At 58.6% G+C, this 23160-nt stretch carries 19 protein-coding genes and 1 tRNA gene; 8 read left to right on the plus strand and 12 right to left on the minus strand.

The window, feature by feature from the left end:
* Positions 1–3 precede the first annotated feature (3 nt).
* The 6 genes from ACR3EM_RS10510 to ACR3EM_RS10535 form a co-directional block, all read right to left on the minus strand.
* Positions 4–1314 (minus strand): radical SAM protein, encoded by a 1311-nt coding sequence (locus ACR3EM_RS10510; RefSeq protein WP_480470649.1) that lies wholly within the window; start codon positions 1312–1314, stop codon positions 4–6.
* Positions 1311–3071 carry a ferritin-like domain-containing protein gene (locus tag ACR3EM_RS10515; protein ID WP_480470650.1) on the minus strand — a complete coding sequence of 587 codons (1761 nt, stop codon included), beginning with the start codon at positions 3069–3071 and terminating at the stop codon, positions 1311–1313. The genes ACR3EM_RS10510 and ACR3EM_RS10515 overlap by 4 nt, the downstream gene beginning before the upstream one ends.
* The gene (locus ACR3EM_RS10520) at positions 3064–4737 is read right to left on the minus strand and encodes a hypothetical protein (RefSeq protein ID WP_480470651.1); all 1674 of its coding nucleotides are present in this window, start codon (positions 4735–4737) and stop codon (positions 3064–3066) included. Before ACR3EM_RS10520 ends, ACR3EM_RS10515 begins: the two co-directional genes overlap by 8 nt.
* Before the next feature lie 38 nt (positions 4738–4775).
* Positions 4776–6341 (minus strand): FAD-binding oxidoreductase, encoded by a 1566-nt coding sequence (locus ACR3EM_RS10525; RefSeq protein ID WP_480470652.1) that lies wholly within the window; start codon positions 6339–6341, stop codon positions 4776–4778.
* 123 nt (positions 6342–6464) lie between these two features.
* Positions 6465–9773 (minus strand): adenylate/guanylate cyclase domain-containing protein, encoded by a 3309-nt coding sequence (locus ACR3EM_RS10530; RefSeq protein ID WP_480470653.1) that lies wholly within the window; start codon positions 9771–9773, stop codon positions 6465–6467.
* A 227-nt stretch (positions 9774–10000) separates the two neighbouring features.
* A tRNA-Trp gene (locus ACR3EM_RS10535) sits at positions 10001–10076 on the minus strand.
* Positions 10077–10220: 144 nt separating this feature from the next.
* Here ACR3EM_RS10535 and ACR3EM_RS10540 point away from each other — a divergent pair.
* On the plus strand, positions 10221–10925 hold the full coding sequence (locus tag ACR3EM_RS10540; protein ID WP_480470654.1) for a lysophospholipid acyltransferase family protein: 705 nt from the start codon (positions 10221–10223) through the stop codon (positions 10923–10925).
* A 17-nt stretch (positions 10926–10942) separates the two neighbouring features.
* Here the strand turns inward: ACR3EM_RS10540 and ACR3EM_RS10545 are convergent, their stop codons facing one another.
* From ACR3EM_RS10545 to parC, 4 genes are all read right to left on the minus strand, one after another.
* Positions 10943–11128 carry a hypothetical protein gene (locus ACR3EM_RS10545; RefSeq protein ID WP_480470655.1) on the minus strand — a complete coding sequence of 62 codons (186 nt, stop codon included), beginning with the start codon at positions 11126–11128 and terminating at the stop codon, positions 10943–10945.
* A 356-nt stretch (positions 11129–11484) separates the two neighbouring features.
* Positions 11485–12660, minus strand: a complete 1176-nt coding sequence (tuf, locus tag ACR3EM_RS10550) for an elongation factor Tu (protein WP_480470656.1) — start codon at positions 12658–12660, stop codon at positions 11485–11487.
* 112 nt (positions 12661–12772) lie between these two features.
* The gene (locus ACR3EM_RS10555) at positions 12773–13366 is read right to left on the minus strand and encodes a hypothetical protein (RefSeq protein ID WP_480470657.1); all 594 of its coding nucleotides are present in this window, start codon (positions 13364–13366) and stop codon (positions 12773–12775) included.
* Between the two features lie 98 nt (positions 13367–13464).
* Complete coding sequence (gene parC / locus ACR3EM_RS10560; RefSeq protein WP_480470658.1) at positions 13465–15813, minus strand: DNA topoisomerase IV subunit A; 2349 nt, start codon at positions 15811–15813, stop codon at positions 13465–13467.
* A gap of 200 nt (positions 15814–16013) precedes the next feature.
* Between parC and ACR3EM_RS10565 the strand changes: the two genes are divergently transcribed.
* The 6 genes from ACR3EM_RS10565 (at position 16014) to ACR3EM_RS10590 (ending at position 20242) form a co-directional block, all read left to right on the plus strand.
* Positions 16014–16619, plus strand: a complete 606-nt coding sequence (locus ACR3EM_RS10565; RefSeq protein ID WP_480470659.1) for an SH3 domain-containing protein — start codon at positions 16014–16016, stop codon at positions 16617–16619.
* A gap of 69 nt (positions 16620–16688) precedes the next feature.
* Positions 16689–17516 carry an SDR family NAD(P)-dependent oxidoreductase gene (locus ACR3EM_RS10570; protein WP_480470660.1) on the plus strand — a complete coding sequence of 276 codons (828 nt, stop codon included), beginning with the start codon at positions 16689–16691 and terminating at the stop codon, positions 17514–17516.
* A gap of 77 nt (positions 17517–17593) precedes the next feature.
* Positions 17594–17794 carry a twin transmembrane helix small protein gene (locus ACR3EM_RS10575; protein ID WP_480470661.1) on the plus strand — a complete coding sequence of 67 codons (201 nt, stop codon included), beginning with the start codon at positions 17594–17596 and terminating at the stop codon, positions 17792–17794.
* A gap of 3 nt (positions 17795–17797) precedes the next feature.
* Positions 17798–18370, plus strand: coding sequence for a cob(I)yrinic acid a,c-diamide adenosyltransferase (locus ACR3EM_RS10580; RefSeq protein WP_480470662.1), 573 nt, complete (start codon positions 17798–17800; stop codon positions 18368–18370).
* 184 nt (positions 18371–18554) lie between these two features.
* Positions 18555–19313: an electron transfer flavoprotein subunit beta/FixA family protein gene (locus tag ACR3EM_RS10585; protein WP_170673809.1), complete on the plus strand. Its 759-nt coding sequence runs from the start codon at positions 18555–18557 to the stop codon at positions 19311–19313.
* Entirely contained in the window at positions 19313–20242 is a 930-nt protein-coding gene (locus ACR3EM_RS10590; protein ID WP_480470663.1) for an electron transfer flavoprotein subunit alpha/FixB family protein, read from the plus strand. The genes ACR3EM_RS10585 and ACR3EM_RS10590 overlap by 1 nt, the downstream gene beginning before the upstream one ends.
* Before the next feature lie 62 nt (positions 20243–20304).
* Here ACR3EM_RS10590 and ACR3EM_RS10595 read toward each other — a convergent pair whose 3' ends face one another.
* Positions 20305–21279, minus strand: a complete 975-nt coding sequence (locus ACR3EM_RS10595) for a DUF6473 family protein (RefSeq protein ID WP_480470664.1) — start codon at positions 21277–21279, stop codon at positions 20305–20307.
* Between the two features lie 6 nt (positions 21280–21285).
* Here ACR3EM_RS10595 and ACR3EM_RS10600 point away from each other — a divergent pair, with 6 nt between their 5' ends.
* Positions 21286–22161, plus strand: coding sequence for a 3-hydroxybutyryl-CoA dehydrogenase (locus ACR3EM_RS10600; RefSeq protein WP_480470665.1), 876 nt, complete (start codon positions 21286–21288; stop codon positions 22159–22161).
* Positions 22162–22239: 78 nt separating this feature from the next.
* Here ACR3EM_RS10600 and ACR3EM_RS10605 read toward each other — a convergent pair whose 3' ends face one another.
* A complete protein-coding gene (locus ACR3EM_RS10605) occupies positions 22240–23130 on the minus strand; it encodes a lysophospholipid acyltransferase family protein (RefSeq protein ID WP_480470666.1) in 891 nt (296 codons plus the stop codon).
* Between the last annotated feature and the right edge of the window lie 30 nt (positions 23131–23160).

The raw sequence follows: 23160 nt of genomic DNA on the forward strand, positions 1-23160 counted from the left end.
TGATCAGGCAGAGGCCGCCCGCGCGGGTGTGCCGAAATAGTCTGGTCTCATCTCGGACAGGCGGGCATATGCCTGCAGGCAATAATGTAGCCAACCCCGAATGTAATCGCAGGCGGGGCGCCCGCGATGGATGACCTCGTGATGACAGCCGCCGCCGCACAGATAGCGCGCCCAGCAGGTGTTGCAGGGGGACTGAGTGTGTACGTGTCGATCTGCCAGCCAGTTTTCCCGCCGCAAGTCAGGGCCGTCGTAGACGTCGCCCATCGCCCCGGCCTCGTCTTCGACAAAACGGTGGCAGGCGAACAGACCGCCATCGGCAGACACGCCAAAGTAGCCACCGCCCGCGCCGCAGGCATAGGGGCGGTGCGTGCCGCGATGGATTTCCTGCATCGCCGCCGCCATGTTCGAGAATGGATAGCGCCGTCCCTGGATCACCGCCGCCTCAAACACCTCACCACAGCGGATCATCTGGGTCAGCATTTCGTCCAGATCGTTCCGGTCCAGCTCATGCTGGCCATTGGGCGACGCCAGCATTGGCGAGAAGCCGATGGAATGGAAGCCCATACCAACGAAGCGTTCAAGTGTTTCGGGCAGATTCATATTCTGCGGTGTCACCGTGACCCGTGCGCCGACCTGCATGCGACGTTGCGCGGCCAGCAGCGGCTCAACCCGCTTCAAAATCGTATCGAAGCTGCCCCGCCCACCACGATTGGGACGCAGCTTGTCATGAACCTTGCCCACGCCATCCAGACTGATCGTGACGGCAAATCCATGTGCTTCAAAAAACGCCGCATCCTCGGGGCGCAGCAAGGTGCCATTGGTGGTGATCGAGAAGCCAACACTCAGCCCATCTGCCTGCGCCTGCTCCACCGCATATTCCGTAGTACGCTGCACCAGATCGCGGTTGATAAGGGGCTCGCCGCCCAGATAGGCGAGGTTGATCCGCACGCCGGGTTCGGCTTCGGCCACCAGCCGGTCGACCGAGGCTTTCGCGACTTCCCAATCCATATTCCGCGCGGGGCCGCCAAACTCTCCGCCCGCCGCATAGCAATAGGTGCAGGCCAGATTGCATTTCTGCGCCACGGCCAGCGACAGCGACCGCACCGGCATGCCCTGAGGTGGCGTGTCGTCGATGAACGGCGCACCATCCAGACCCATTGCACTAAGGAAAGCGCTCTGGCCAGTCTTGTCCATCGCCGCGAACCGGCCCGCCGTTCCCGCCGGCACATCGAATACGCGCGAGCCATCGACGGCCAGCATGTGATCCCCATGCCCGCTGTCAAAAAAATGCACCTGCGCGGCGGGTGAGATCACGCCTTGCCCTCCGTCCAGAACGGAATGCCGATCCCTTTGGCGGCCAGTGCTTCGCCCTCGACCCGGAACAGCTTCATGTCGTCGCGCACTTGCTGGATATAGGTCTGAGACTCTTCCAGCTTCCCTTCGGCTTCAAGCGTATATGCCTTGGCAAGCCCGTCCTTGACCTTGGCGTACAGATCCAGTGCCGTTTTGGCCTCTGCTTCGGTTCCGACCTCGATCTGGCGCAGATAGGCCGGTGTGCCCTCGCCTGTGTCATACTTGGCCAGAACATCCTTCATCTGACTGAAGCGCAGAAAATGCTCATCTCCGTCCGTATCGATCCGCACCGCCAGCGCATAAAGACGACGTTCAGGGAACAAGTCCTCTTGCTCCAACGTTGCCACACATTGCGCATAAGCGCGGTCGATAAAGCCGCCGGGACGCTCAATCTCGATGAAATCCGCAAGCGCCTCGGCGGTCAAAGGCCGCAGCGCGCGGGGCTGCGTCTTACCTTTACCCGCTGGCAGGGTTTCAGACGGGGTCAAGATCGGTTCATAGCCCTCAGGCTCAAGCTCCCACAGCAATTGGTTCGCCCAGCGCATATGGGTCATCTCGCCAATCGCGACCTCCAGAACCGAACGGCGGGCAAAGATCAAGTCATCCTTCAACGTCGGCCATTTCTTGGTGTCCGCCGTCTCAGGGTCGGCCAGCGAGAAATAGGCATAGAGATATTGCAGGCTCAGCGTCATCTCCATCGCAGCCAGACGGGTCTTGAGGTCTTTGATCATCTCCTCAGGTGAGTCATAGGGCTCAACACCCGGTAACTCAGGATCAACCTCATAAACTTCGCCCGTTTCGCGGCCTTCGACCACGATGGGCAACTCGCTCCACATCTGGTTCACCTGATAGTGGTCGATCTGATAGGGGCGGTTCTGTTCCACTGTATTCAGCGCGGCGACATTGCCGGACGGAGACTTATCCGAGCGCAGCCAATCTAGATATGTCTCGGCCTCAATCGGGTTCTTCGACTGGCCCGAGGGCAGCTGATCGTCGTGCGCCACCTCAGCCATCACCACATCGGGGTGGTTTGAGGGCCAGTAGTGGCAGCCGCAATCGCGGAAATCATGGGACCACGGGTTGCACAGGCTCTGCGTCAGTTCACCGGGATCATAGGCTTCATTGAACGCGCCCGCCTCGGTCCGGTACTGGCGGCGAAAACCGTGCAGGACAACCTGCTCCGCATCCACTTCACCTTCGTGATCACGGCGCTCCAACGCGATGCTAACCGGTTTGTCATCACCGTGTTCCAGACTGCGGATGAACCGCCAGATCATCAGCCCGTCATAGGGCTTACCATCTTCGTCCTTGAAAGTAATACGCTTGCCGCTTTGTTCGACCCAGGACAGGAACCAGCGCCCCTGGCTAAGCTCTGCGCCGATGTCGCCGCTATAAGCCTCGAGCAAGGTCTGCACCCAGTCTTCGGGGCTGTTGTCGGGCAGCATTGGGTCATAGAAGTAATCGACGAAGACCAGATGGAAGCCCTGCGAGTTCTTCGGCGCCTCAGGCACGGGGTTTAGCGGCACGCGCACCGCGTTGAACACCAGACCGGGAAAGAACCGGCGGTCGAGGTTACGCACATCCATTTCCAAACCGGGAAAGCAATTGCCCACCGATCCGTCCAGTCGCGTGTTGTCGGGGTTGCCCGGAACCTTATAGGCCACGCGGGCAGTCAGATTGCGGGGTTTGACGCGGATTTGGCCGGGTTGATCAGACATTCTGAGCCTCCGATTCCTGTGCAACCAGATAGTCGATGAACGAGATCACCAGATGATACTGCCTGCGCGACAGAGACAGCGGGTAGTAGTTAGAATCGCGCATATAGGGCGGCATCCGAGCGTCATGCATCGAGTCGCGGATGATGCGCGGATCGCGGAAATCTGGGTTCGGGGCCTGATCCGGGTTCGGGTCGGTCTCAAGCTCGGTCAGGATGCCATAGGGCGGGCGCAGCAGCGTTTTCACGAAATCCGGGCGGCGTCGCAGGAAATCCAGCAGGTTGGCCTCGTCAATCAACTGTTCATGCACGAATTTTGTGGCCACCGTATAGGGCAGCCGGTCATTGGGTACTGAATTTGAAAAGACCGAGATCGGCTGCGGCCGGATCAGTTCGTCGATCTTGTCGGGCGGCCTCGCGTCCTCTTCCGTCATGGATTTCGCATCGGTCGACGGCAGACCCGGCGTCACGGGTATCCCGGTCTTGGCCTGCAGCTTGGCATTGTCCTTCAGACCCTGCGCCCGAATATCGTCGAGATTGATCAGGCTGTTGGTCTCAAACGCGCGGCGGAAGATGTCGACCACTTCGGTCTTGGCCTGCCGGTAATTGTCTTTGGTCACCGAAATCAGCGACAGATCGCGGTCGGCCAGATCATCCTCAAGGCTGTAGAAAGGTCGCGCATCAGGCGCAAAATCGGGCGGACCGGTCATGATCTGCGCCCGCGCGGTCAGACGTTCGCCGCGCACGGCCAAAGTCGCCTCTATCACGCCATCGCTGGTGTCATCAGCCACGCCCCAGGATTGGTCATTGCCGACGCGCGCGCCATCATAGCTGTCATGCGGCTCGGGATCGTCCGAGGTGCCGGACATCATGATCCATTTCGACCATGGCGTGTCGGGGTTCAGAATACGGTTCTGTTCGGGCACGATTTCGTGGATGCGCCCATATTCCGATTTAGGCGGGTCGTTCTGGTACCCCGGCACCGCCAGCGTCGCCGGGCCATAGGCCGCATCCGGCGGGCCATAGACCTCACCCTTAGGGGGCATGAACCGCAGGCGCAGGATGCTGCGGTCGATGAACTCTCCTTCAACCGGTTCATCCTGACCGTGAACCGGATGCATCACACGGATCGAGCCCAGAGGGATCGGGTTGTGTTCATACACCATCGGTTGCTGCTCAGAGGTATACGGGCTGAAAGCCAGCAGCGGTTTCGGGGTGAAATCCTGCCCCGCAATCTCGACCCGCGCGCGAAACCCGCAAGCCGCATCGCCGGTCCGGCGCTCGGCCTTCGTGTTCCCGACGGTGACGGAATATCGCACGTTCTGCAGCGACAGGCCCTGATCGTCGAGCAGGTCCAGCGTCACCGGTGTCTCATATTCCTCTCCCGTTTCGGCGTCATGCATCTTCGCCCATAGTTCGAAGAACGGAGCGACCGGACGCAGCGCACCGCCTTCGTCGCGAAAGCGGATCGTATCGGGATCGGGCAGGTAGGCAGTTACACTGCCATCTTCGACTTCGCGCAGGGTTATGTTCGACCGGATGACCGTCTTGTTGTTGCCATGGGCATCCATGTCCTGCTGCCATTCATAGCTTTCCAGCGGTGTCTCACCCGGCCCCAAACGGGCAACCGCAATGGGTGGCAGAAAGAAAATCTCCTGAATCGTATCCATGCTGGGCCCTCCCCGTTTGGCCATGGCAGCCCCTGCTTTCAGGGGTTCGAATATGTCTCATAAGTTATCGTCCAGTCATCGAAGATCGACTTGGACGTGTCCCGGATGATTTCCGGCGGCGCATCGTCGGGCACCGGAGAAATGCTCTGCTGGTAGTGGAAGAAATTCTTCGGATCGAACTTCTGCTTCACGAATAGAAGTGAGTTGAAATACTCCCCCCAATATTGCCAGCGATAGTTCAACTGTGTCCGACGCGGATAGTTCTGATAGACCCGGTCGATGAAATAGCCTTCTTCGGTCATCAGCTTCATGAACCCGTCGAGCCAGGGCACGACGATCTCTTTTTCCTCTTCTGATACCCAGAACACATCGACGTAAAAGTTCAGCGACACATCACGGTGGATGAAGGCATTGCCCTCTTTGCCCAGCGGCATCCGGTTGATCGCACCGCCATAGGGTTCGATCGCAACCGCGCCATAGGCATTCGGCGTGCTGTCGAGGTAATCCACAACGCGCTGCCATTCAGCCGCGTTGAGCTGGCGTTTGATGTATCCGGCCTGTTTGTCCTCACGGGCCTGATCGGGTACCACGGGAATGTCGTACTTGTCGTCGTAAAGCCACGAGTTGATTTCCTGATAGGTGCCATAATTCTGGTCACCCTCATCCATCTCGCCGCCGATCTCATCGCTGAGCAAGGGCTGAACGAATGCGTTTCCCTCTTCGGTCGTCCCATCATAAAGCGCAGACAGCAGCAGCACCTTCTTATCCCCCTGATAGGCCAGAAAGATATAGGCGCCGAACCTGTCATCCTCGCAAGTGCTCATATAGTTGGCTTGCAGGAACTCCAGCGCCTTGGCGGCTTTGCCCAGCGGCCAGGTGATATGACAACCCCAGACCTTGTAGAGCGGGTGAAGCTGATACCGTATCTCCAGCAGGATGCCGAAGTTGTTGCCCGTCCCGCCCCGGATTGCCCAGAACAGATCGGGGTTCGTATCCTGGTCGGCAACCACGATGCTGCCGTCCCACAGCATCACGGTGACGCCCAAGACGTTGTCACAAGCCATCCCGAACCGGCGCGATGTAAAACCATAACCTCCGCCCATCATGAAACCCGCTACACAGACATCCTGACACGCCCCGCCGGGCACATGCAGGTGATAGGAATTCAGAACCGAGTTCAGCATCTTGAACGGCGTGCCAGGCCCCACATAGGCCATCGGAACATCCGGATCGACGGTCACATAGCGGATCCTGCTGGTGTCCAGCACCATCTGATTGTTAACCGAATACCCCGCCGTACTGTGCCGCCCGGACCGCGCCACCACCCACAGATCATGCTCACGTGCGAAAGCAAGACTGGTGCGCACGTCCTGAATGGTCTCGCAATAAACGATGATCTCGGGATAGTCCTGAAAAGCCGGATTCCAGACCTGTCGGTCATTGTTGTAATCAGCGTCGGTGGGCAGGGTGACCGTTCCAATCAGCTTCTTCTCAAAGTCGCGTATCTGCTCGGGCGTGATCGAGTGATATTGCCGCAGCGCCAGATCGGTACGGCTTTGCGCCACGATATCCTTAGCCAGAAGGGTTTTGCTGATCTTTTTCATCGGGTCTCCTCACACCAAATGAACCGGCGGCGTGGAAACGGATATCCCCACGCAACTATGATAAAATTTCGGTATCATCCCATATCTGCCGAGGCCCAAGCTGGCAGCAATGGACCCCTTCGGTCAAGTGGTTGTGTCCATCAAAGCCCGCGCGTCTTGCAAGTCTGATTGATCCGCCGCGCTTTGCCCGAAATGCGACAGCGCCGCATCAAGCACCCCACCCGCGGGCTCGCCTCTGCGCTGCCGCCACTGCGTCAAAGCAACAGCTGCGCGCAATTCATACAGCCGAGCGCCTTGTCGCTGGGCCGTTTCGATTGCACGTAGCAGCAAGGGTTCGGGGTCACCTCCGGTTTTCGCAACCAGTTCGGCCTCGATCCGCAATTGCTCGGCCTCGGCCCATTTCTCTTCGGTCTTGTGCAAAGCCTGTGTGGCTTGCGCCATGGTTTGTTGTGCGGCGGCCAGATCACCGGCACTGATTTCGATCTCCGCAATCAATGAGGGGAAGAAACTTTTGTAGTTGCCAGCCCCGACCGACCACCAGTCTTCCGAAGCCTGACGCAGGTCATCGATATGCTCGGGGTCAAAGCTTGTCACCGCCCGAGCCCAACTTCGCCACAGACGCGCAATGGTTCCCAGAAACTGCAGCGAATGCTCCTCGGCCAAGGTCGACAGGGCCTCGACGTCTTGTAGCAATGCGGGAATATCACGTACCAGCAGATGGACCTTGCACATGTAAACCAGAATCTGTGCCACGCTATGCGCATGCTTAAGCTCTTTGGCCCAATCCAACGCCGTCTGCTGCACCTGCAACGCCTCCTGATGGCGCCCCATCAGGCAATAGCACGTTCCCAGAAACGCCGAGGTGATCGCCGCATGATCAGTGCCATAAACATAGGCCAGTTGGCTATGCTGATCAAAATCATACAGCGCCCAGGCCTGTTCCAGATGTGTTTGCGCCTCGGTCAGGTTTCCCAGATGCAACTGTACCGCCCCCATGGCGCGGTGCCCGACCATGCGGTGTTCGGTCTTGCCGCTCTCCGCCGCCAGATCAAGGATTTGCGCCGCCACCTCCTGCGCCAGCCGGTATTCGGCGCGCACCAGATGAAAGGCGTATAGACCGTTGAGAACAGGGAACAGCCGCTCAGTCTGCTCGGCACGGTGGCAGAGCTCGCGCAGGCGGCCATAGGCCTCGCCCGTAGCATCACCGGAAATACCGCTGGTCGATCGCAGAACACCTGCGCGCAGGATCTGAATATCGATCTCCTGCACGTCTCGTTCGCGACTTTTGGGCACTTTCGACAACTGATCCAGCGCCGTCGACAAATGTGTCAAGGCTTCGGCCAAAGCCGAGCGTTCGATGGCGCGACGCCCTGCGCTTTGCCAATGCAACACAGCTTCGTCTGTGCGCTGGGCCAGAGAATAGTGCTGTGCCAGAACTTCGGGTTGGGTCTGCGCCAGCTGCGGCTGGTTTTCCAGTAAAGCACCCGCCGCGCGGTCATGCAGCACCTGCCGTTCCGTGCGCAGCAGGCTGTCATAGGCCATATCCCGGATCAGCGCGTGGCGAAAAATGAACTCGTCCTCGGTCGCGTCCGGCGCTTGCAGGATAATTCCCGCCGAAGACAACTGGTCCAGACCCGCTTGCAGAACCGTAGGTGACAGGATTGACACCGATGCCAGCAGTGCGATCGAGAACTGCCGTCCGAACACCGCCCCGGTCTGCGCCACTTCTTTCGCCATGCCTAGCCGGTCCAGACGTTCCATCAGCGAATCCTTCAGCGTGCTGGGCACCGAAAGCGATGGCAGCGGCCCGCGCAAGGCATATCCTTGATCCGTCAGCCGTAGCTGACCGGATTCCAGCAAGCCACGCGTAACCTCTTGCACATAAAGCGGAATACCATCAGTCTTGGCCGCGATCAGATCGCAGACCTCGGCAGGCACCACGTTGCCACCCGCAACTTCAGTCACGATCTCGGCCACATCCCGGTTGGTCAGGCGCTTGAGAGGCACATGGAGGGTATTGTGATGCAGCCCCCATCCGGGATCAAAACCGGGCCGTGCCGTGACGACGATCAACACCGGCAGCTCTCTGATCTGCTCGATCACACGGTCGGTCAGGGTCAATGTCGTCGGATCCACCCAATGCGCATCCTCAAACAGCAGCAATACCGGTTTTTCACGCGCCAATGCGGCCAGCTGCTCGGTCACGGCCTCAAGCGTGCGCTCCAGCTTGATCTGTGGCGGCAGATCAAGCGGCCCCAACATCTCGTCCGCATCGACGCTCAACAGATCCGCGATCAGACGCTGATGCTCGGGCGAGTGATGACGCAGAATGTGGGCAAGCTTTGCAAGCTTTTCCTCATTACTGTCCGTTGTCGCAAATCCTGCCGCACGTTCAAGATGCTGAATAATCGGGTAAAGCGCCGAGTTGGCGTGGAAGGGCGAACACTGAAAGTTCAGACGCAGCGTCTCCTGCGCTTGCGCCTGCTGGCTAAGCCCTTCGATCAGGCGGGATTTTCCAATGCCCGCCTCGCCGGTAATCAGTACCGTCTGGCCGGCCCCCTGACGAGCCTCATTCCATTTGTCATTGAGCTTGCGGAACTCGGCCTGACGGCCCACCAACCGGCTGGCACCGGCATCGGGCATGATGTCGAAACGCCGCTCAATCCGGGCCTGTCCCGTAACAATCCATGCCTGAATCTTCTCTGAAAAACCCTTGAGGGCAAATGAGCCCTGATCCTGCAGGTCAAAAGCGTTGCCGATCAGTCGACGCGTCGATGGGCTGATGATCAGCGTATTCGGCTCGGCCAGCCCCTGCAAACGCGCTGCCAGGTTGGGTGTACGCCCCATGACCACGTCATGTTCCTTGAGCCCTTCACCATGAATCTCGCCCACAACCACCAGTCCGGTCGACACACCGATCCGCGCCTTGAGCTGCTCCTGACCTTCAATCCGCCCCAGTTCGCCCAGAATATCAAGGCCCGCATGAACCGAGCGCGCCGCAGCATCTTCAAGCGCGTGGGGGTAGCCGAAGTAAATCATCGCCCCGTCACCCATGAAGCTGGCTATATGCCCACCAAATCGAGCAACTGACGTAGAACAGATCTCTTTGAAACGGCGCAGCAATTCGCCCAGATCTTCCGGATCCAGACGTTCGGACAGAGCAGTCGAGCCCACAAGGTCGACAAACATAACAGTCAGCTGCCGTCTCTCGGCTACAATCTTACCGGTGCCCTGAACTGGCGCAGGGTTGTTGTCGCGCGCGCGCCCCAACGCTGCCATCAAGCGGCGCCGTGGGCCAAGCGGCAAGCCCAGATCAATCAGATCATGTTCCGACAAATGCGCCAGATCAGCACGCGTGACTTCGTTCGACGCGAAAACGGGCGCGTATTTCGACAGCCCTATTTCCTCAAGGTATACGTCGAGATCAGTCATTTTTCCCCGTGTCCCCGCTCGCCTCCGGGTTCCCCTACCCGGTCAGGTTCCCCACCTTCGACAAAAGCCCAGCGACTCTAATACGTTAGGTGGATTCTTCTGATGGCGTGTCCCGCAGCCTTGTTCAAGCTTTTTCTTTCTGTCCCGATACGTCAAGTAAATTGCATATACTGGCAACTTGGATATGGCGCAGCCATGCGGCGGTTTTTTGTCATTGATGTGGGAAATGGCAGGGGCAGCAGGGTTCGAACCCGCGACCTACGGTTTTGGAGACCGTCGCTCTACCAACTGAGCTATACCCCTAGGCTGCGCCATCAGATATGCCAGTGAAGCAGAGGACTCAAGAGGCTTTTTTACTTTTACGCCCAGTTTACCCGCTGACAAAAAAGTTGCGCCCGGCGTGCAGTTCTTTAAGACAAAGCTCGGCCAGTCAGGAGGACCACAGCCTTGAGCATCCGCAAGAAAATTGCCGACAGCGAAGCCGTACTGAACTGGGTCGCGCGACGGATCGCAAGCTATATCCGTCTGGTCCATCGCACCACACGCTGGCAACGCATCGGTTACGAAGAGCTGGACCAACTGGCCGAGCAAGGCGAACCGGTCATCGTGGTGCTCTGGCACCAGCGCCTGGCGCAATCACCTTACTTCTTCCCTCTGGACAAGGGCCGTATCTGCTCGATCACCTCAGCAGCGCGTGCGGGCAGCATGGTGGGGCGTGTGCAGAAACTGTTTGGTATGGACACCATCGCCATGTCCAGCCGCAAGCGCCATGTCGCCCTGTCGCGCGAGGTGTTGGGCAAGATGAAACAGGGCATCTCAATCGGTATCGCCGCCGACGGCCCCCGCGGCCCCGAACGGGTATCGTCCACTGTCCCACTGGTCTGGGCCCGCACGTCAGGCAAGCGAGTTTTTGGCATCACCTATTCCGCACGATATGGGCGCGAAGCCGGAACCTGGGATCGCCTTCTGATGCCGCGCCCCTGGCGCAACGAAGGCGTATTCCTGTGCCGCGAATGGACCGACCCGGTTCCGCGAAAAGCGAGTGAAGAGCAGATCGAAGCGCTGCGCGTGAGCCTTGAGCAGCATATGAATGACATCACGGCCGAGGCAGATCGCATGGTCGACCGTGAGCCGTGGGTACCGCAGGTCTGAACGTATCCGTCCTGGAGTTAACCAGTCAGTCGCTGAGGGCAGTCAGCCCGCGCGCGTCCAAAGCGCTTACGTTCGCGGCAAAAGTCGCTCACTTTACAATCTAGTTCTTGTTCATCATCGCTCAGAATAGCGGCGCGCATATCGTCCAGATCCTTGCTGTGAAGGATTTGTGCTCCGTAGTTCAGAAATTCAAAACCAAACATGAACATCTCCCCGTGGTATTTGCGGTTCGCTAAACGCGCGCTCCGCGTTTCTTGTTTCGAAACACAGGTGGGTGTTCAGGTTTTGGAAGATGTGGGCAACAGATTAAGATTGCACAATCAGCGATCAATAAACGATACGCGAACGCTCCTCTATTGAAAGGGCCGCCCCTATTGGATGGCTTTCTTCAGTTCCCAGGTTGGGTCCGAGATTATTCGACGAATAATCTCACGCCGCGCCGAAAGGATTATCAAATAAAAAAGGCCGCCCCGATTTGGAGCGACCTTCTTTAGTTCAACCGAGTGGGCTCTCATTGCTCTTTCAGAGCAACTGCCGCCCACCAGTCGGCAAAGCCGGCTTACTCGATGATTTTCGACACAACGCCGGCGCCGACGGTACGACCACCTTCGCGGATGGCGAAGCGCAGGCCGTCTTCCATCGCGATCGGTGCGATCAGCTCGACGGTGAAGCCGACGTTGTCGCCGGGCATAACCATCTCGGTGCCAGCCGCCAAGGTCACGGTGCCGGTCACGTCAGTGGTCCGGAAGTAGAACTGCGGACGGTAGTTCGCGAAGAACGGAGTATGACGACCGCCTTCTTCCTTGGTCAGGATGTAGGCTTCGGCTTCGAACTTGGTGTGCGGTGTAACCGAACCCGGCTTACACAGAACCTGACCACGCTCAACGCCGTCACGGTCGATACCGCGCAGCAGGGCGCCGATGTTGTCGCCCGCTTCACCGCGATCCAGCAGCTTGCGGAACATTTCAACACCGGTACAGGTGGTTTTCTGAGTGTCGCGGATGCCGACGATTTCGATCTCGTCGCCAACGTTGATCACGCCACGCTCAACACGGCCGGTCACAACGGTACCACGACCCGAGATCGAGAACACGTCTTCAACCGGCATCAGGAACGGCTTGTCGACTTCACGCTCAGGGGTGTCGATGTAGTCATCAACAGCCGCCATCAGTTCCTTGATCTTCTCTTCACCGATTTCAGCGTTGTTGCCTTCCATCGCGGCCAGAGCCGAACCTGCGATAATCGGAACATCATCACCGGGGTAGTCGTAGCTGGACAGCAGTTCGCGAACTTCCATCTCAACCAGTTCCAGCAGCTCTTCGTCGTCAACCTGGTCAACTTTGTTCATGAACACGACCATCTTCGGGATGCCAACCTGGCGGCCCAGCAGGATGTGCTCGCGGGTCTGCGGCATCGGGCCGTCAGCTGCGTTCACAACCAGGATCGCGCCGTCCATCTGAGCGGCACCGGTGATCATGTTCTTGACGTAGTCAGCGTGGCCGGGGCAGTCGACATGCGCGTAGTGGCGGTTGTCGGTCTCGTATTCCACGTGGGCGGTCGAGATGGTGATGCCACGAGCCTTTTCTTCCGGCGCGCCGTCAATCTGGTCATACGCTTTGAAGTCACCGAAATACTTGGTGATTGCTGCGGTCAGCGTGGTCTTGCCGTGGTCAACGTGGCCAATCGTGCCGATGTTGACGTGCGGTTTTGTACGCTCAAACTTTTCCTTTGCCATTCCTCAGGCGCCCTTTTGCGTTTTGGGGACCCTCGGTCCCGTGGTTACATCTGCGCGCGCGAGATATTTGGTTCAGGGACGAAAATCAAGCACATCCTGAGGGAAAAGCGGATCAGGACGCCGGATTTTGCGTGACCTGCTCGGATTCGAGTGGCTGGATCAAGCCGGGCCGCTTGTCGAACCAACCATCGCCCTTGTGTTCTTCGGCCAGCCATTCCTCAACCCGGTCGGCAACTTTCAGGGCCAGGCCGTTCATCTGCTCTTCTCGGGTTCGTGCATTTCCCGACCCGGCCAAGGCACTTTCACCAGTGGTATCTTCAAGCACCTGGAACTGCTTACCTTTGGCAAGGAACTCTTTCTTCTCGACGTCATAGACGTTGACCAGAACGATCGCTGTGCTTTTGGGATTGTAGATGACGGGCACGCCCGGAGGTGCCAGCATGTAGCCTTCGAGGCTGATACCGATATCGTATTCCTGGGTTCCCTCATAGCGGCCAAGCCGGATATCAACCGCATTTTGGATGGCATCTTCCCATTCCTTGGGCGTCGCATCCCGGGAAATCGGCCCCTGCTTGGCCTTCTCGGCAAATGCGTAATTTACGCGAAGTTTGAATTCGCCCAGCGACTCGGGTTCTTCGTAAACCTGTGTCTGGGTGCATGCGCCCATCAGGGCCAGCCCGGTGATCAGTGTCAGAATGCGCAGCATGTTTCTCGTCTCGATAGGCCTGTTTTCTTTGGATGTAGCGCACCGACACGGGTTGTGCCAAGCCGTATCGGCATAATTTCACCAAACGGGCGCGCAGATCACGAGAACTTATAATTCCGCGGGAAGCCGTAGGGCGGTTTTTTACCGACGCCTGCACGCTTGGCCAGCCATTGGGACATATCGGCCTCGTGCCGGGTCTTGTCGCCGCCCATGGACCATTTCAGGCCCTCTTCCCAGTTGAAAGTGGTGATATCGGACAGGCCGCCATCCAGTTCCAGCGTGCCCTGCCGCCCCCGCGCCATATTGTATTTCTGCAAGCGGACGCCTTTACCTCGGGTCATCTCGGGCAGTTCCTCGGTCGGGAAGACCAGGAATTTGCCGTTCTGGGACACCACGGCCACATGGTCGCCCTCGACCGGCTTACAGATCATTGCCGTCTCGTCGCCTTTGACGTTCAGTACCTGCTTGCCGTTTCGGGTTTGGGCCAGCACGTCATCCTCGGGCACCATGAAGCCGTTGCCCGCATCCGAGGCCACCAGCAGCTTGCGCCCCGGCTTGTGGATCAGGATGTCGATGATCTGTGCCTCGTTCGGCAGATCAACCATCAAGCGCAGCGGTTCACCCATGCCCCGCCCACCAGGCAGGTTGGCGGCGCTGACCGTATAGATGCGTCCGTTGGAGGCAAAGACCAGCAGGCGGTCGGTCGTCTCCGCATGGAAGATGAACCGCGGACCGTCGCCGTCCTTGAACTTCAACTCACGTTTCAGGTCGATATGGCCGGTCATGGCGCGAATCCATCCCATCTGTGAGCAGACGACCGTGATTGGCTCCTTGTCGATCATCGCCTCAAGCGGCACTTCCTCGACCTGTCCAGCTTCAGCAAATTGCGTGCGACGCGCGCCGCCTTCGTAGTCTTTGCCGAAGGTCTTCTTGGTCTCTTTCAACTGCTCGGCGATCTTGGCCCATTGCAGCGCGGGATCGGCCAGCAGGTCTTCGAGATTGGCGCGTTCCAGCATCAGCTCGTCGCGCTCGCGCACCAGTTCCATCTCTTCCAGACGGCGCAGACTGCGCAGGCGCATGTTGAGGATAGCGTCGACCTGAACCTCGGACAGTTCGCCCTCGCCCGGTTTGGGCGAGACATAGTCGGACTCGTCCGTGGCGCGGACGTGATCGATGCCCCAATCTTCGCGCATCAGCGCGGCTTTGGGGTCGTCGTCGTAGCGGATGATGTCGATCACACGGTCGAGGTTGAGGAAGGCGACGATAAAGCCCTCCAAGACCTCCAAACGATGGTCGATCTTGCCCAAACGATGGCGTGAGCGGCGGATCAGCACCTCTTGCCGATGATCGAGGAAAGCGCGCAGCACTTCCTTCATTGAGCAGACCTTGGGTGTCACGCCATCGATCAGCACGTTCATGTTCAGGCTGAACCGCACCTCAAGGTCCGAGTTGCGATAGAGCATGCCCATCAGCACCTCAGGGTCCACGTTCTTGGAGCGCGGCTCAAGGATCAGGCGGATATCATCAGCGGATTCGTCGCGTACATCGGCGAGGATCGGGATTTTCTTGGTCTGGATCAGTTCCGCGATCTTTTCGATCAGCTTCGATTTCTGAACCTGGTATGGAATCTCGGTAACCACGATCTGCCATTGGCCACGGCCCAGGTCCTCGACCTCGAACTTGCAGCGCAGGCGGAAGGACCCGCGCCCGGTGCGATAGGCTTGTGCGATGTTCTCGGGCGGCTCAACGATCACGCCGCCGGTCGGGAAGTCCGGACCGGGAACGTAATTCAATAGCGTATCATCGCGCGCATCCGGCGTTTTGATCAGATGCAGACAGGCGTCGCAAAGCTCGGAAATATTATGCGGCGGGATATTCGTCGCCATGCCCACCGCGATACCGCTTGCACCGTTGGCCAGCAGGTTAGGGAACTGCGCGGGCAGCACGACCGGTTCGGTCAGCGTGCCATCATAGTTGTCGCGGAAATCGACGGCATCCTCGTTCAGACCCTCAAGCAGCGCTTCGGCCACGATGGTCATCCGCGCCTCGGTGTAACGCGAGGCCGCCGGGTTATCGCCGTCGATGTTGCCGAAGTTCCCTTGCCCGTCGACCAGCGGATACCGGACGTTGAAGTCCTGCGCCAGACGCGCCATCGCGTCATAGATCGCAGCGTCGCCATGAGGGTGGTAGTTGCCCATCACGTCGCCGGAAATTTTCGCCGACTTCCTAAACCCGCCGGTTGCACTGAGTCGTAGCTCGCGCATCGCGTAGAGGATTCGCCGGTGAACCGGCTTCAACCCGTCCCGTGCATCGGGCAGAGCCCGGTGCATGATGGTGGACAATGCATAGGTCAGATAGCGTTCGCCAATCGCGCGGCGCAGCGGTTCGGCTATCTCGCCCCCACCTTCGGGGGCCTCCATATTGGGGTCGTCGATCGTGTCGTTCATACATGATGTGATACGACGCAAGCGCGCGCGGGTAAAGCAATCGGCAGATATTTTACTGGGGGCAAGTCGGGCTTTTTGCAACAGGGGGAGGCAAGTATCGGATTTCCCCCATTTTTCGACACAACGCCCGATTTATGGTAACCTCTCAAACATTAAGACTGCTGCCTTTTATTGTTGTTACGATTGCCAGGGGGTGCGCCATGACGCGCGTTATTATTATCACTTTCGCCGCTCTCGGTTGGAGCTTCTACGTGATGAGTGGTGGACCGGAATTCGAGCCGCGCGGCACTCGCGCCGAACAGCCCGTTCGTATCGCGTCAACACCCACACCATCGCAAACGGCCCAAGCCGAAGAGCTGGTCACCAATGTCGCCTCCCGCGCGGTTCAGGCACGGGTTCAGCCAGAACCCCAGTCCGAGGGCGACCCTATCGTCGTTCTGACACAAGTCGCAGCCGATCCGCTGGATCAACCCACCGCGTTTGACGATCAGGGCGCAAGCTTCACTCTGGCCTCGCTGGAAGATGGGCTCGCCGGGCTGCAGCAGGCCTCGACCGAGGTGCAGGACGACGTCACCCCTGAATCGCAAATCATTGAACCCGAAAAAGACATCCGTGAAATCGCAGGTACCCGTGTGAACATGCGCGATGGCCCCGGCACGATCTATCCGATCATCGCCAAAGGGGTAATCGGTCAACGGGTCGAGGTTCTGGGCGAATCGGGCACCGGCTGGTTACGCCTGCGCCTGCTGCCCGAACAACGGGTCGGGTGGATCGCCTCATCGCTGGTTCGAAAGCCAACAAACTGACGCAACTGTGTCATTGTCCTGACCAGAACCACGCCGTAGCTATGGGCGAGGTACACAGGCGGGGACGATATGCAGAAATCGATTCTGATCACAGGCTGCTCATCCGGAATAGGACTGGACTCGGCGCATGGGATGCGTGCACGGGGCTGGCGTGTCTTTGCCTCATGCCGACAGCAGCGCGACTGTGACAGGTTGCGCGCGCAGGGTTTCGACAGCCCCCTGATCGATTATACGAATGCCGAAACCATCACCTCGGGCCTGCGTCAGGTGCTCGAGGAGACAGGCGGCACCCTGGATGCGCTGTTCAACAACGGTGCACATGGTTTGCCCGGCGCGGTTGAAGATGTACCGACCGACGGTCTGAGGCAGATTTTCGAAACCAATGTCTTCGGATGGCATGAACTGACCCGCCAGGTGATTCCGGTCATGCGCGCGCAAGGTCATGGCAGAATCGTTCAGAATTCATCCGTTCTGGGACTCGTCGCGTTTCCATGGCGTGGGGCTTATGTCGCCACCAAATACGCGATTGAAGGGCTTTCGGATACGCTTCGGCTGGAGTTGCGCGATACAGACATCAAAGTCATCCTGATCGAACCCGGCCCGATCACCTCGAAAATCCGCCAAAACGCCATTCCGGTCTTCGAACGTTTTATCGATTGGGAAAAGTCGGCTTTGCGCAAACGATACGAGGAATCGCTGCTCAAACGGCTTTACGAATCCTCGGGGCCCGACAAGTTCGAACTACCCGCCTCGGCCGTGACCACCAAGCTGGCCCATGCGGTTGAAGCCAAACGCCCGCGCACCCGGTACTATGTCACCACACCTACCTATATCGCTGGCTATCTGCGCCGTATCCTGCCGACGCGCACAATCGACCGCATCCTATCGGACATCTGAGGCGAAATTACCCGTTCGCTTTTGCGAGCGATGAGGCTAGATCAGGCGCAACGAAACAAAACACGGACGGTGATCTTATGGACCTGTTGATGGTCGTACTGCTTCTGGCCATGGCGGCGGTGGTCGCCGTGCTGGTTATGGGCATCGCCAATTTTGGAAAACCCGGCAAAGATGCTGCGATGAAAAGCAACAAAATGATGCGGCTGCGTATCCTGTTTCAGTTCATTGCCGTGGTGTTGATCGTGCTCTACGTCTACCTGCGCGGACAAGGAGGCTAAGAGATGGTCGTACTCAACAAAATTTATACTCGCACCGGTGATGACGGCAAAACCGCACTCGGCAACGGGGAACGGGTTGCCAAGTATTCCGGGCGTGTTGCGGCTTATGGCACCGTGGATGAGCTGAATTCCTTCGTCGGCGTGGCACGCACCGAAGCCGAGGGTGAGGTCGAGGCCGCTCTGTCCCGCATTCAGAATGACCTGTTCGATCTGGGCGCCGATTTCTGCCGCCCCGACATGGACAAGGACGCCGAGGCCGACTACCCGCCCCTTCGCATCATCGCCGCCCAGATCGATCGGCTTGAGGCCGAGATCGATGCGATGAACGAAACGCTTGAGCCCTTGCGCAGTTTCATCCTGCCCGGCGGCTCGCGTCTGGCCGCGCATTTGCACGTGTGCCGCACTGTCTCGCGCCGGGCTGAACGGCTGGCGGTTGAACTGACCAATATGGAACCGGTGAACGAGGTTGCGGTCAAATACCTCAACCGCCTCAGCGACTGGTTCTTTGTCGCCGCGCGCTGCGCCAACGACGGCGGGCGTGACGATGTGCTCTGGATTCCGGGCGCGAACCGCTGAGCGCACCCGTCGCGGGGAAATTAAATTTCGTTTCTTGTCGAAAAAATGACAAAACGCGACGTCTCGAACCCATGACGTGACGATTTTGCTCTGTTGCCGGACATCGCGACCCGCTATCTAGGCCGCGAGAGCATTGGTGGAGTCGCTGCGCGGCTTGCCGTTTTTGTAAGGAGCATACGCAAAAATGAAGGTACTTGTGCCTGTCAAGCGCGTGATCGACTACAACGTGAAAGTTCGCGTCAAAGCGGACGGCAGCGGTGTTGATCTCGCCAATGTCAAAATGTCGATGAACCCGTTCGACGAGATTGCAGTAGAGGAGGCGATCCGCCTGAAAGAAGCGGGCAAGGCCGACGAGGTCGTTGCTGTTTCGATCGGCGTCAAGCAGGCGCAGGAAACCCTGCGTACCGCGCTCGCCATGGGTGCTGACCGCGCGATTCTGGTTGTTGCAGCCGATGATGTTCACACCGATATCGAACCGCTGGCCGTCGCCAAGATCCTGGCCAAAGTGGTCGAGGAAGAGCAGCCGGGCATCGTTCTGGCAGGCAAGCAGGCGATCGACAACGACATGAACGCCACCGGCCAGATGCTGTCGGCTCTGCTGGGTTGGTCGCAGGGCACCTTCGCGTCCGAGCTGGACATCGAAGGCGACACCGCAAAGATCACCCGCGAGGTGGATGGCGGCCTGCAGACAATCAGCGTCAAGATGCCAACCATCGTGACCGTTGACCTGCGCCTGAACGAGCCGCGCTATGCGTCGCTGCCCAACATCATGAAGGCAAAGAAAAAGCCGCTGGACGAGAAAACCGCCGCCGATTACGGCGTCGACGTCACTCCACGCCTGGAAATCGTCAAGACCGATGAACCCCCGGCGCGCGCTGCGGGCATCGTGGTCGGCTCGGTTGACGAGCTGGTCGAGAAACTCAAAGAAGCGGGGGCTGTGTAATGGCTGTACTTCTGCTTGCCGAAGTCAACAATGGCGAACTGAGCTTCGACGCCACCGCCAAAACCGTTGCCGCCACCAAATCGCTGGGTGACATCACCGTTCTGGCCGCCGGCGGCTCTGCCGCTGCTGCAGGTGAAGCTGCTGCGAAAATTGACGGTGTGTCCAAAGTGCTGGTTGCCGAAGATGCCTCGCTGGGTCACCGCCTGGCGGAATCGACCGCAGCCCTGATCGTAGGTCTGGCCGATGGGTACGAGCACATCGTTGCCCCTGCGACCACCGACGCCAAGAATGTGATGCCGCGCGTAGCCGCGCTGCTGGACGTGATGGTGATCTCGGATGCGTCCGGCGTGGTTGACGGTTCGACCTTCGAGCGCCCGATCTATGCGGGCAACGCGATCCAGACCGTGAAATCGAACGACGCCAAGAAAGTCGTCACCATCCGTACTGCCAGCTTCGATGCTGCGGGTGAAGGTGGTTCGGCTGCTGTCGAGACCATCTCGGTCGGTGAGAACCCCGGGCTGTCCGAGTGGGTTGAGGACAAGGTTGCCGAAAGCGACCGTCCGGAACTGACTTCGGCTGGCGTTGTTGTCTCGGGCGGTCGTGGTGTCGGTTCGGAAGAGGACTTCAAACTGATAGAGACCCTGGCCGACAAGCTGGGTGCCGCCGTAGGCGCATCGCGTGCCGCAGTCGACTCGGGTTATGCCCCGAACGACTGGCAGGTGGGTCAGACCGGTAAGGTTGTTGCACCGGATCTGTATGTCGCTGTCGGCATCTCGGGTGCGATCCAGCACCTTGCGGGTATGAAAGACTCGAAAATCATCGTCGCGATCAACAAAGACGAAGAAGCGCCGATCTTTCAGGTTGCCGATTTCGGTCTGGTTGCTGACCTGTTCCAGGCAGTGCCGGAACTGACCGAGAAACTCGGCTGAGTTTAGGAGAAGATTTTTCGTCGAAAATCTTACGAGGCCCGCCAATGGCGGGCCTTTTTTTGTTATAGGTCGGCATTCTGAATGGAGGAGGACAACACCTCGGCAATTCGCCGGTGTGTCGCCGGGCCGATCATGTGCTCGGCCATAGGCTGCTGTAGCGTGCCGAACAACGCATCCTCAAGATCATCGGAAACCCCCGAAACCTGAGCATGTATTTGCACCACTTCCGCGCAGAATGAACTCAATGCGCCAAGCATCATTGCCTCGATTTTGAGGCGTTCATGACAGTTGTGACCACTGTCGCCTTCATCTACCTCAAGCGCCAACAGCACCACAGGTGAAGCGAACCCCTTCAAGACCGTTTGCAGATGACTGAGCCAGCTCTGACGCAATCCATCCGCGACGATGTCGAAGCGCGAATCAGGATGCGCTTGAAGTCGCGCGAGCAAATGACCCACAAAGTGGATATCCGTAAAATCTTCTTCGGGATAAAGCCGCACCAGCTCTGGCGTCGGGGCAACAAAACGGTCATTGCGGCGTGGATGCACGCGATAGAAGCGATTGGTGTGGCCCGTCAAATCGGGCGCTTGCAACACACACAGCTCTGACGCGTTGGCGAGGCTTATCAGGCTCCTGTCCCGCAATAAGGTTTCGGCCCCGCAATAAAGGCTGCCGAAATTGATGCAGCGGCGACCAAGGCGCTGCTGCAGAATCGTCGGATAGGGGCGATCCACGAATCGACCGAAAGTCTCTTTTCCCCCGATACAAGCGACATAAGGCCGGTCCAAAGCCCGTTTGGGGCCTCGGAACCGCAGTTTCGACGCCGTATAACTGCACGTAAGTTCAGCGGGATCCCTCACGCCGATCGGTTGATAGCTCATCTCACTCACCCAAATTTTCACCCGGTTACCATCTTGCCGCCGCAGGTGTTGAGAAAGCCCTAATGCGCGCATTTGAAGCGAATTTGACCTGTCCGATCCCCTTGCCGCCCACCCGGAACTGCCGATAATGTCGCCATAACCTGCGAGCAAAGGCACCAGAACATGGATGTAAAATCAGTCGGAGTGATCGGCGCCGGTCAAATGGGCAACGGTATCGCTCATGTGATGGCCCTGGCGGAGTATGATGTTCTGCTTAATGACATCAGCCAGGACGCTCTGGACAGCGCACTGGCGACGATCGAGGCCAATCTGGCGCGGCAAGCCTCGCGCGGGAAGATCTCCGATGAGGCGCTTCAGGCTGCAATGGGCCGGATTACGACAACACTGAACCTGCCCGATATCGGACAGACCGATCTGGTGATCGAGGCCGCGACCGAACGGGAAACGGTCAAACAAGCCATTTTCGAAGATCTGCTGCCGCATCTGCAGCCGCATACGATACTGACTTCAAACACCTCGTCCATCTCGATCACGCGTCTGGCCAGCCGCACAGACCGGCCGGAGCGATTCATGGGGTTCCATTTCATGAATCCTGTCCCAGTCATGCAGTTGGTCGAACTGATCCGGGGCATTGCCACGGATGAAGAGACGTTCAAGGCCTGTAAGGCAGTCGTAGACCGGCTGGGCAAAACCTCGGCCAGTGCAGAGGATTTCCCTGCCTTTATCGTCAACCGTATCCTGATGCCGATGATTAATGAGGCGGTTTACACGCTCTATGAAGGCGTTGGGAATGTGCAGTCTATCGATCAGTCCATGAAGTTGGGGGCCAACCATCCGATGGGGCCGCTGGAACTGGCGGATTTCATTGGGCTGGACACCTGCCTGGCGATTATGAACGTGCTGCATGACGGGTTGGCGGACACCAAGTACCGCCCTTGCCCGTTGCTGACGAAATATGTCGAGGCCGGATGGCTGGGGCGCAAAACCGAGCGCGGGTTTTATGATTATCGCGGTGAGGTTCCGGTACCGACACGATAGAGATTGAGAGGGCCAGCCCTCTCTTGAGCCTGTGGCTCAATTCACTCCCGGGATACTTTTGGCCAGATGAAGAGAGGATCAGCGCTTGCCGAGGGCGAGTGTGTGATCGCGGAGCCACGCCATGAAGCCACGCGGGTCACGTTCCAGCAGCGCCATGTCTTCGTCTGAAATCGGGTCGCCGATCACCGGGGACTGGGGTTTGTTGCAGGAACGGACGATTTCATGCAGCAGCAGACCTTGGCGCAGGATCGGCGAAATCTGATTGGCGACTTGATACCAGCGCGAGTTACTGCCGGGGAAGAAGATCGGGACCACCTTGGCGCCCGAGCGGCGGATCATTTTTGCTGTGAAGACGTTCCATTCCCGCTCGATTGCCGGGCCGAACCAATCATCGGACGACATCACCACGCCCGACGGGAACAGCGCCACAACGCCGCCGTCGGCCAGATGTTTCATCGCCTTGCTGCGCATCTCGAGCATTTTGGCCTGAGCCTCGGGATCGTGCGGGAACGGCACCGGGATCATGAACGAGGTCGCGGCCTCATCCAGGCCGGTCAGGACCGAGCGGGTCAGGATGCGATAGTCACTACGGACCCGACCGATGAGTTCGGCGAAGATCATACCGTCGACCATGCCGTGCGGATGGTTGGCAACAACCACCACTGGACCATCTTTCGGGATGCGGGCGATCTGCTCGGCCGGAGTCGTCAGATCGATACCCATGGTCTTGAGCGCGCCGCCCCAGAATTTCTGGCCGCGATAATGCTCATTTTGCTTTTCGAACTTGTTGACCATGCGCAGGATGGTCAGTTTGCCCGTGCACCATTCAATGGCGCGAATGGCCGTAGACGTCCAGGCATCGTCAAACGAGTTGGCGTAGGTCAGGGTTCTGCGGTCGTAAATCTCACCTTGATCAGTGTCGTGATCTACTACAGGACCTGTCTTGGTATCGTGCGTGGTTTCCGCCAATTGCCTGGTCTTTCCGTCCTTGGTGTCGTA

This window comes from Ruegeria sp. AH3 (assembly GCF_056536265.1).

Excerpts from the sequence above, each read along its gene's own strand:
- ACR3EM_RS10530 (WP_480470653.1), bottom strand. The coding sequence starts at position 9,773 with ATGACTGATCTCGACGTATACCTTGAGGAAATAGGGCTGTCGAAATAC.
- ACR3EM_RS10585 (WP_170673809.1), top strand. The coding sequence starts at position 18,555 with ATGAAGGTACTTGTGCCTGTCAAGCGCGTGATCGACTACAACGTGAAA.
- tuf (WP_480470656.1), bottom strand. The coding sequence starts at position 12,660 with ATGGCAAAGGAAAAGTTTGAGCGTACAAAACCGCACGTCAACATCGGC.
- ACR3EM_RS10520 (WP_480470651.1), bottom strand. The coding sequence starts at position 4,737 with ATGGATACGATTCAGGAGATTTTCTTTCTGCCACCCATTGCGGTTGCC.
- ACR3EM_RS10525 (WP_480470652.1), bottom strand. The coding sequence starts at position 6,341 with ATGAAAAAGATCAGCAAAACCCTTCTGGCTAAGGATATCGTGGCGCAA.
- ACR3EM_RS10575 (WP_480470661.1), top strand. The coding sequence starts at position 17,594 with ATGGACCTGTTGATGGTCGTACTGCTTCTGGCCATGGCGGCGGTGGTC.
- ACR3EM_RS10590 (WP_480470663.1), top strand. The coding sequence starts at position 19,313 with ATGGCTGTACTTCTGCTTGCCGAAGTCAACAATGGCGAACTGAGCTTC.
- ACR3EM_RS10565 (WP_480470659.1), top strand. The coding sequence starts at position 16,014 with ATGACGCGCGTTATTATTATCACTTTCGCCGCTCTCGGTTGGAGCTTC.
- ACR3EM_RS10570 (WP_480470660.1), top strand. The coding sequence starts at position 16,689 with ATGCAGAAATCGATTCTGATCACAGGCTGCTCATCCGGAATAGGACTG.
- parC (WP_480470658.1), bottom strand. The coding sequence starts at position 15,813 with ATGAACGACACGATCGACGACCCCAATATGGAGGCCCCCGAAGGTGGG.
- ACR3EM_RS10515 (WP_480470650.1), bottom strand. The coding sequence starts at position 3,071 with ATGTCTGATCAACCCGGCCAAATCCGCGTCAAACCCCGCAATCTGACT.
- ACR3EM_RS10545 (WP_480470655.1), bottom strand. The coding sequence starts at position 11,128 with ATGTTTGGTTTTGAATTTCTGAACTACGGAGCACAAATCCTTCACAGC.
- ACR3EM_RS10555 (WP_480470657.1), bottom strand. The coding sequence starts at position 13,366 with ATGCTGCGCATTCTGACACTGATCACCGGGCTGGCCCTGATGGGCGCA.
- ACR3EM_RS10600 (WP_480470665.1), top strand. The coding sequence starts at position 21,286 with ATGGATGTAAAATCAGTCGGAGTGATCGGCGCCGGTCAAATGGGCAAC.
- ACR3EM_RS10580 (WP_480470662.1), top strand. The coding sequence starts at position 17,798 with ATGGTCGTACTCAACAAAATTTATACTCGCACCGGTGATGACGGCAAA.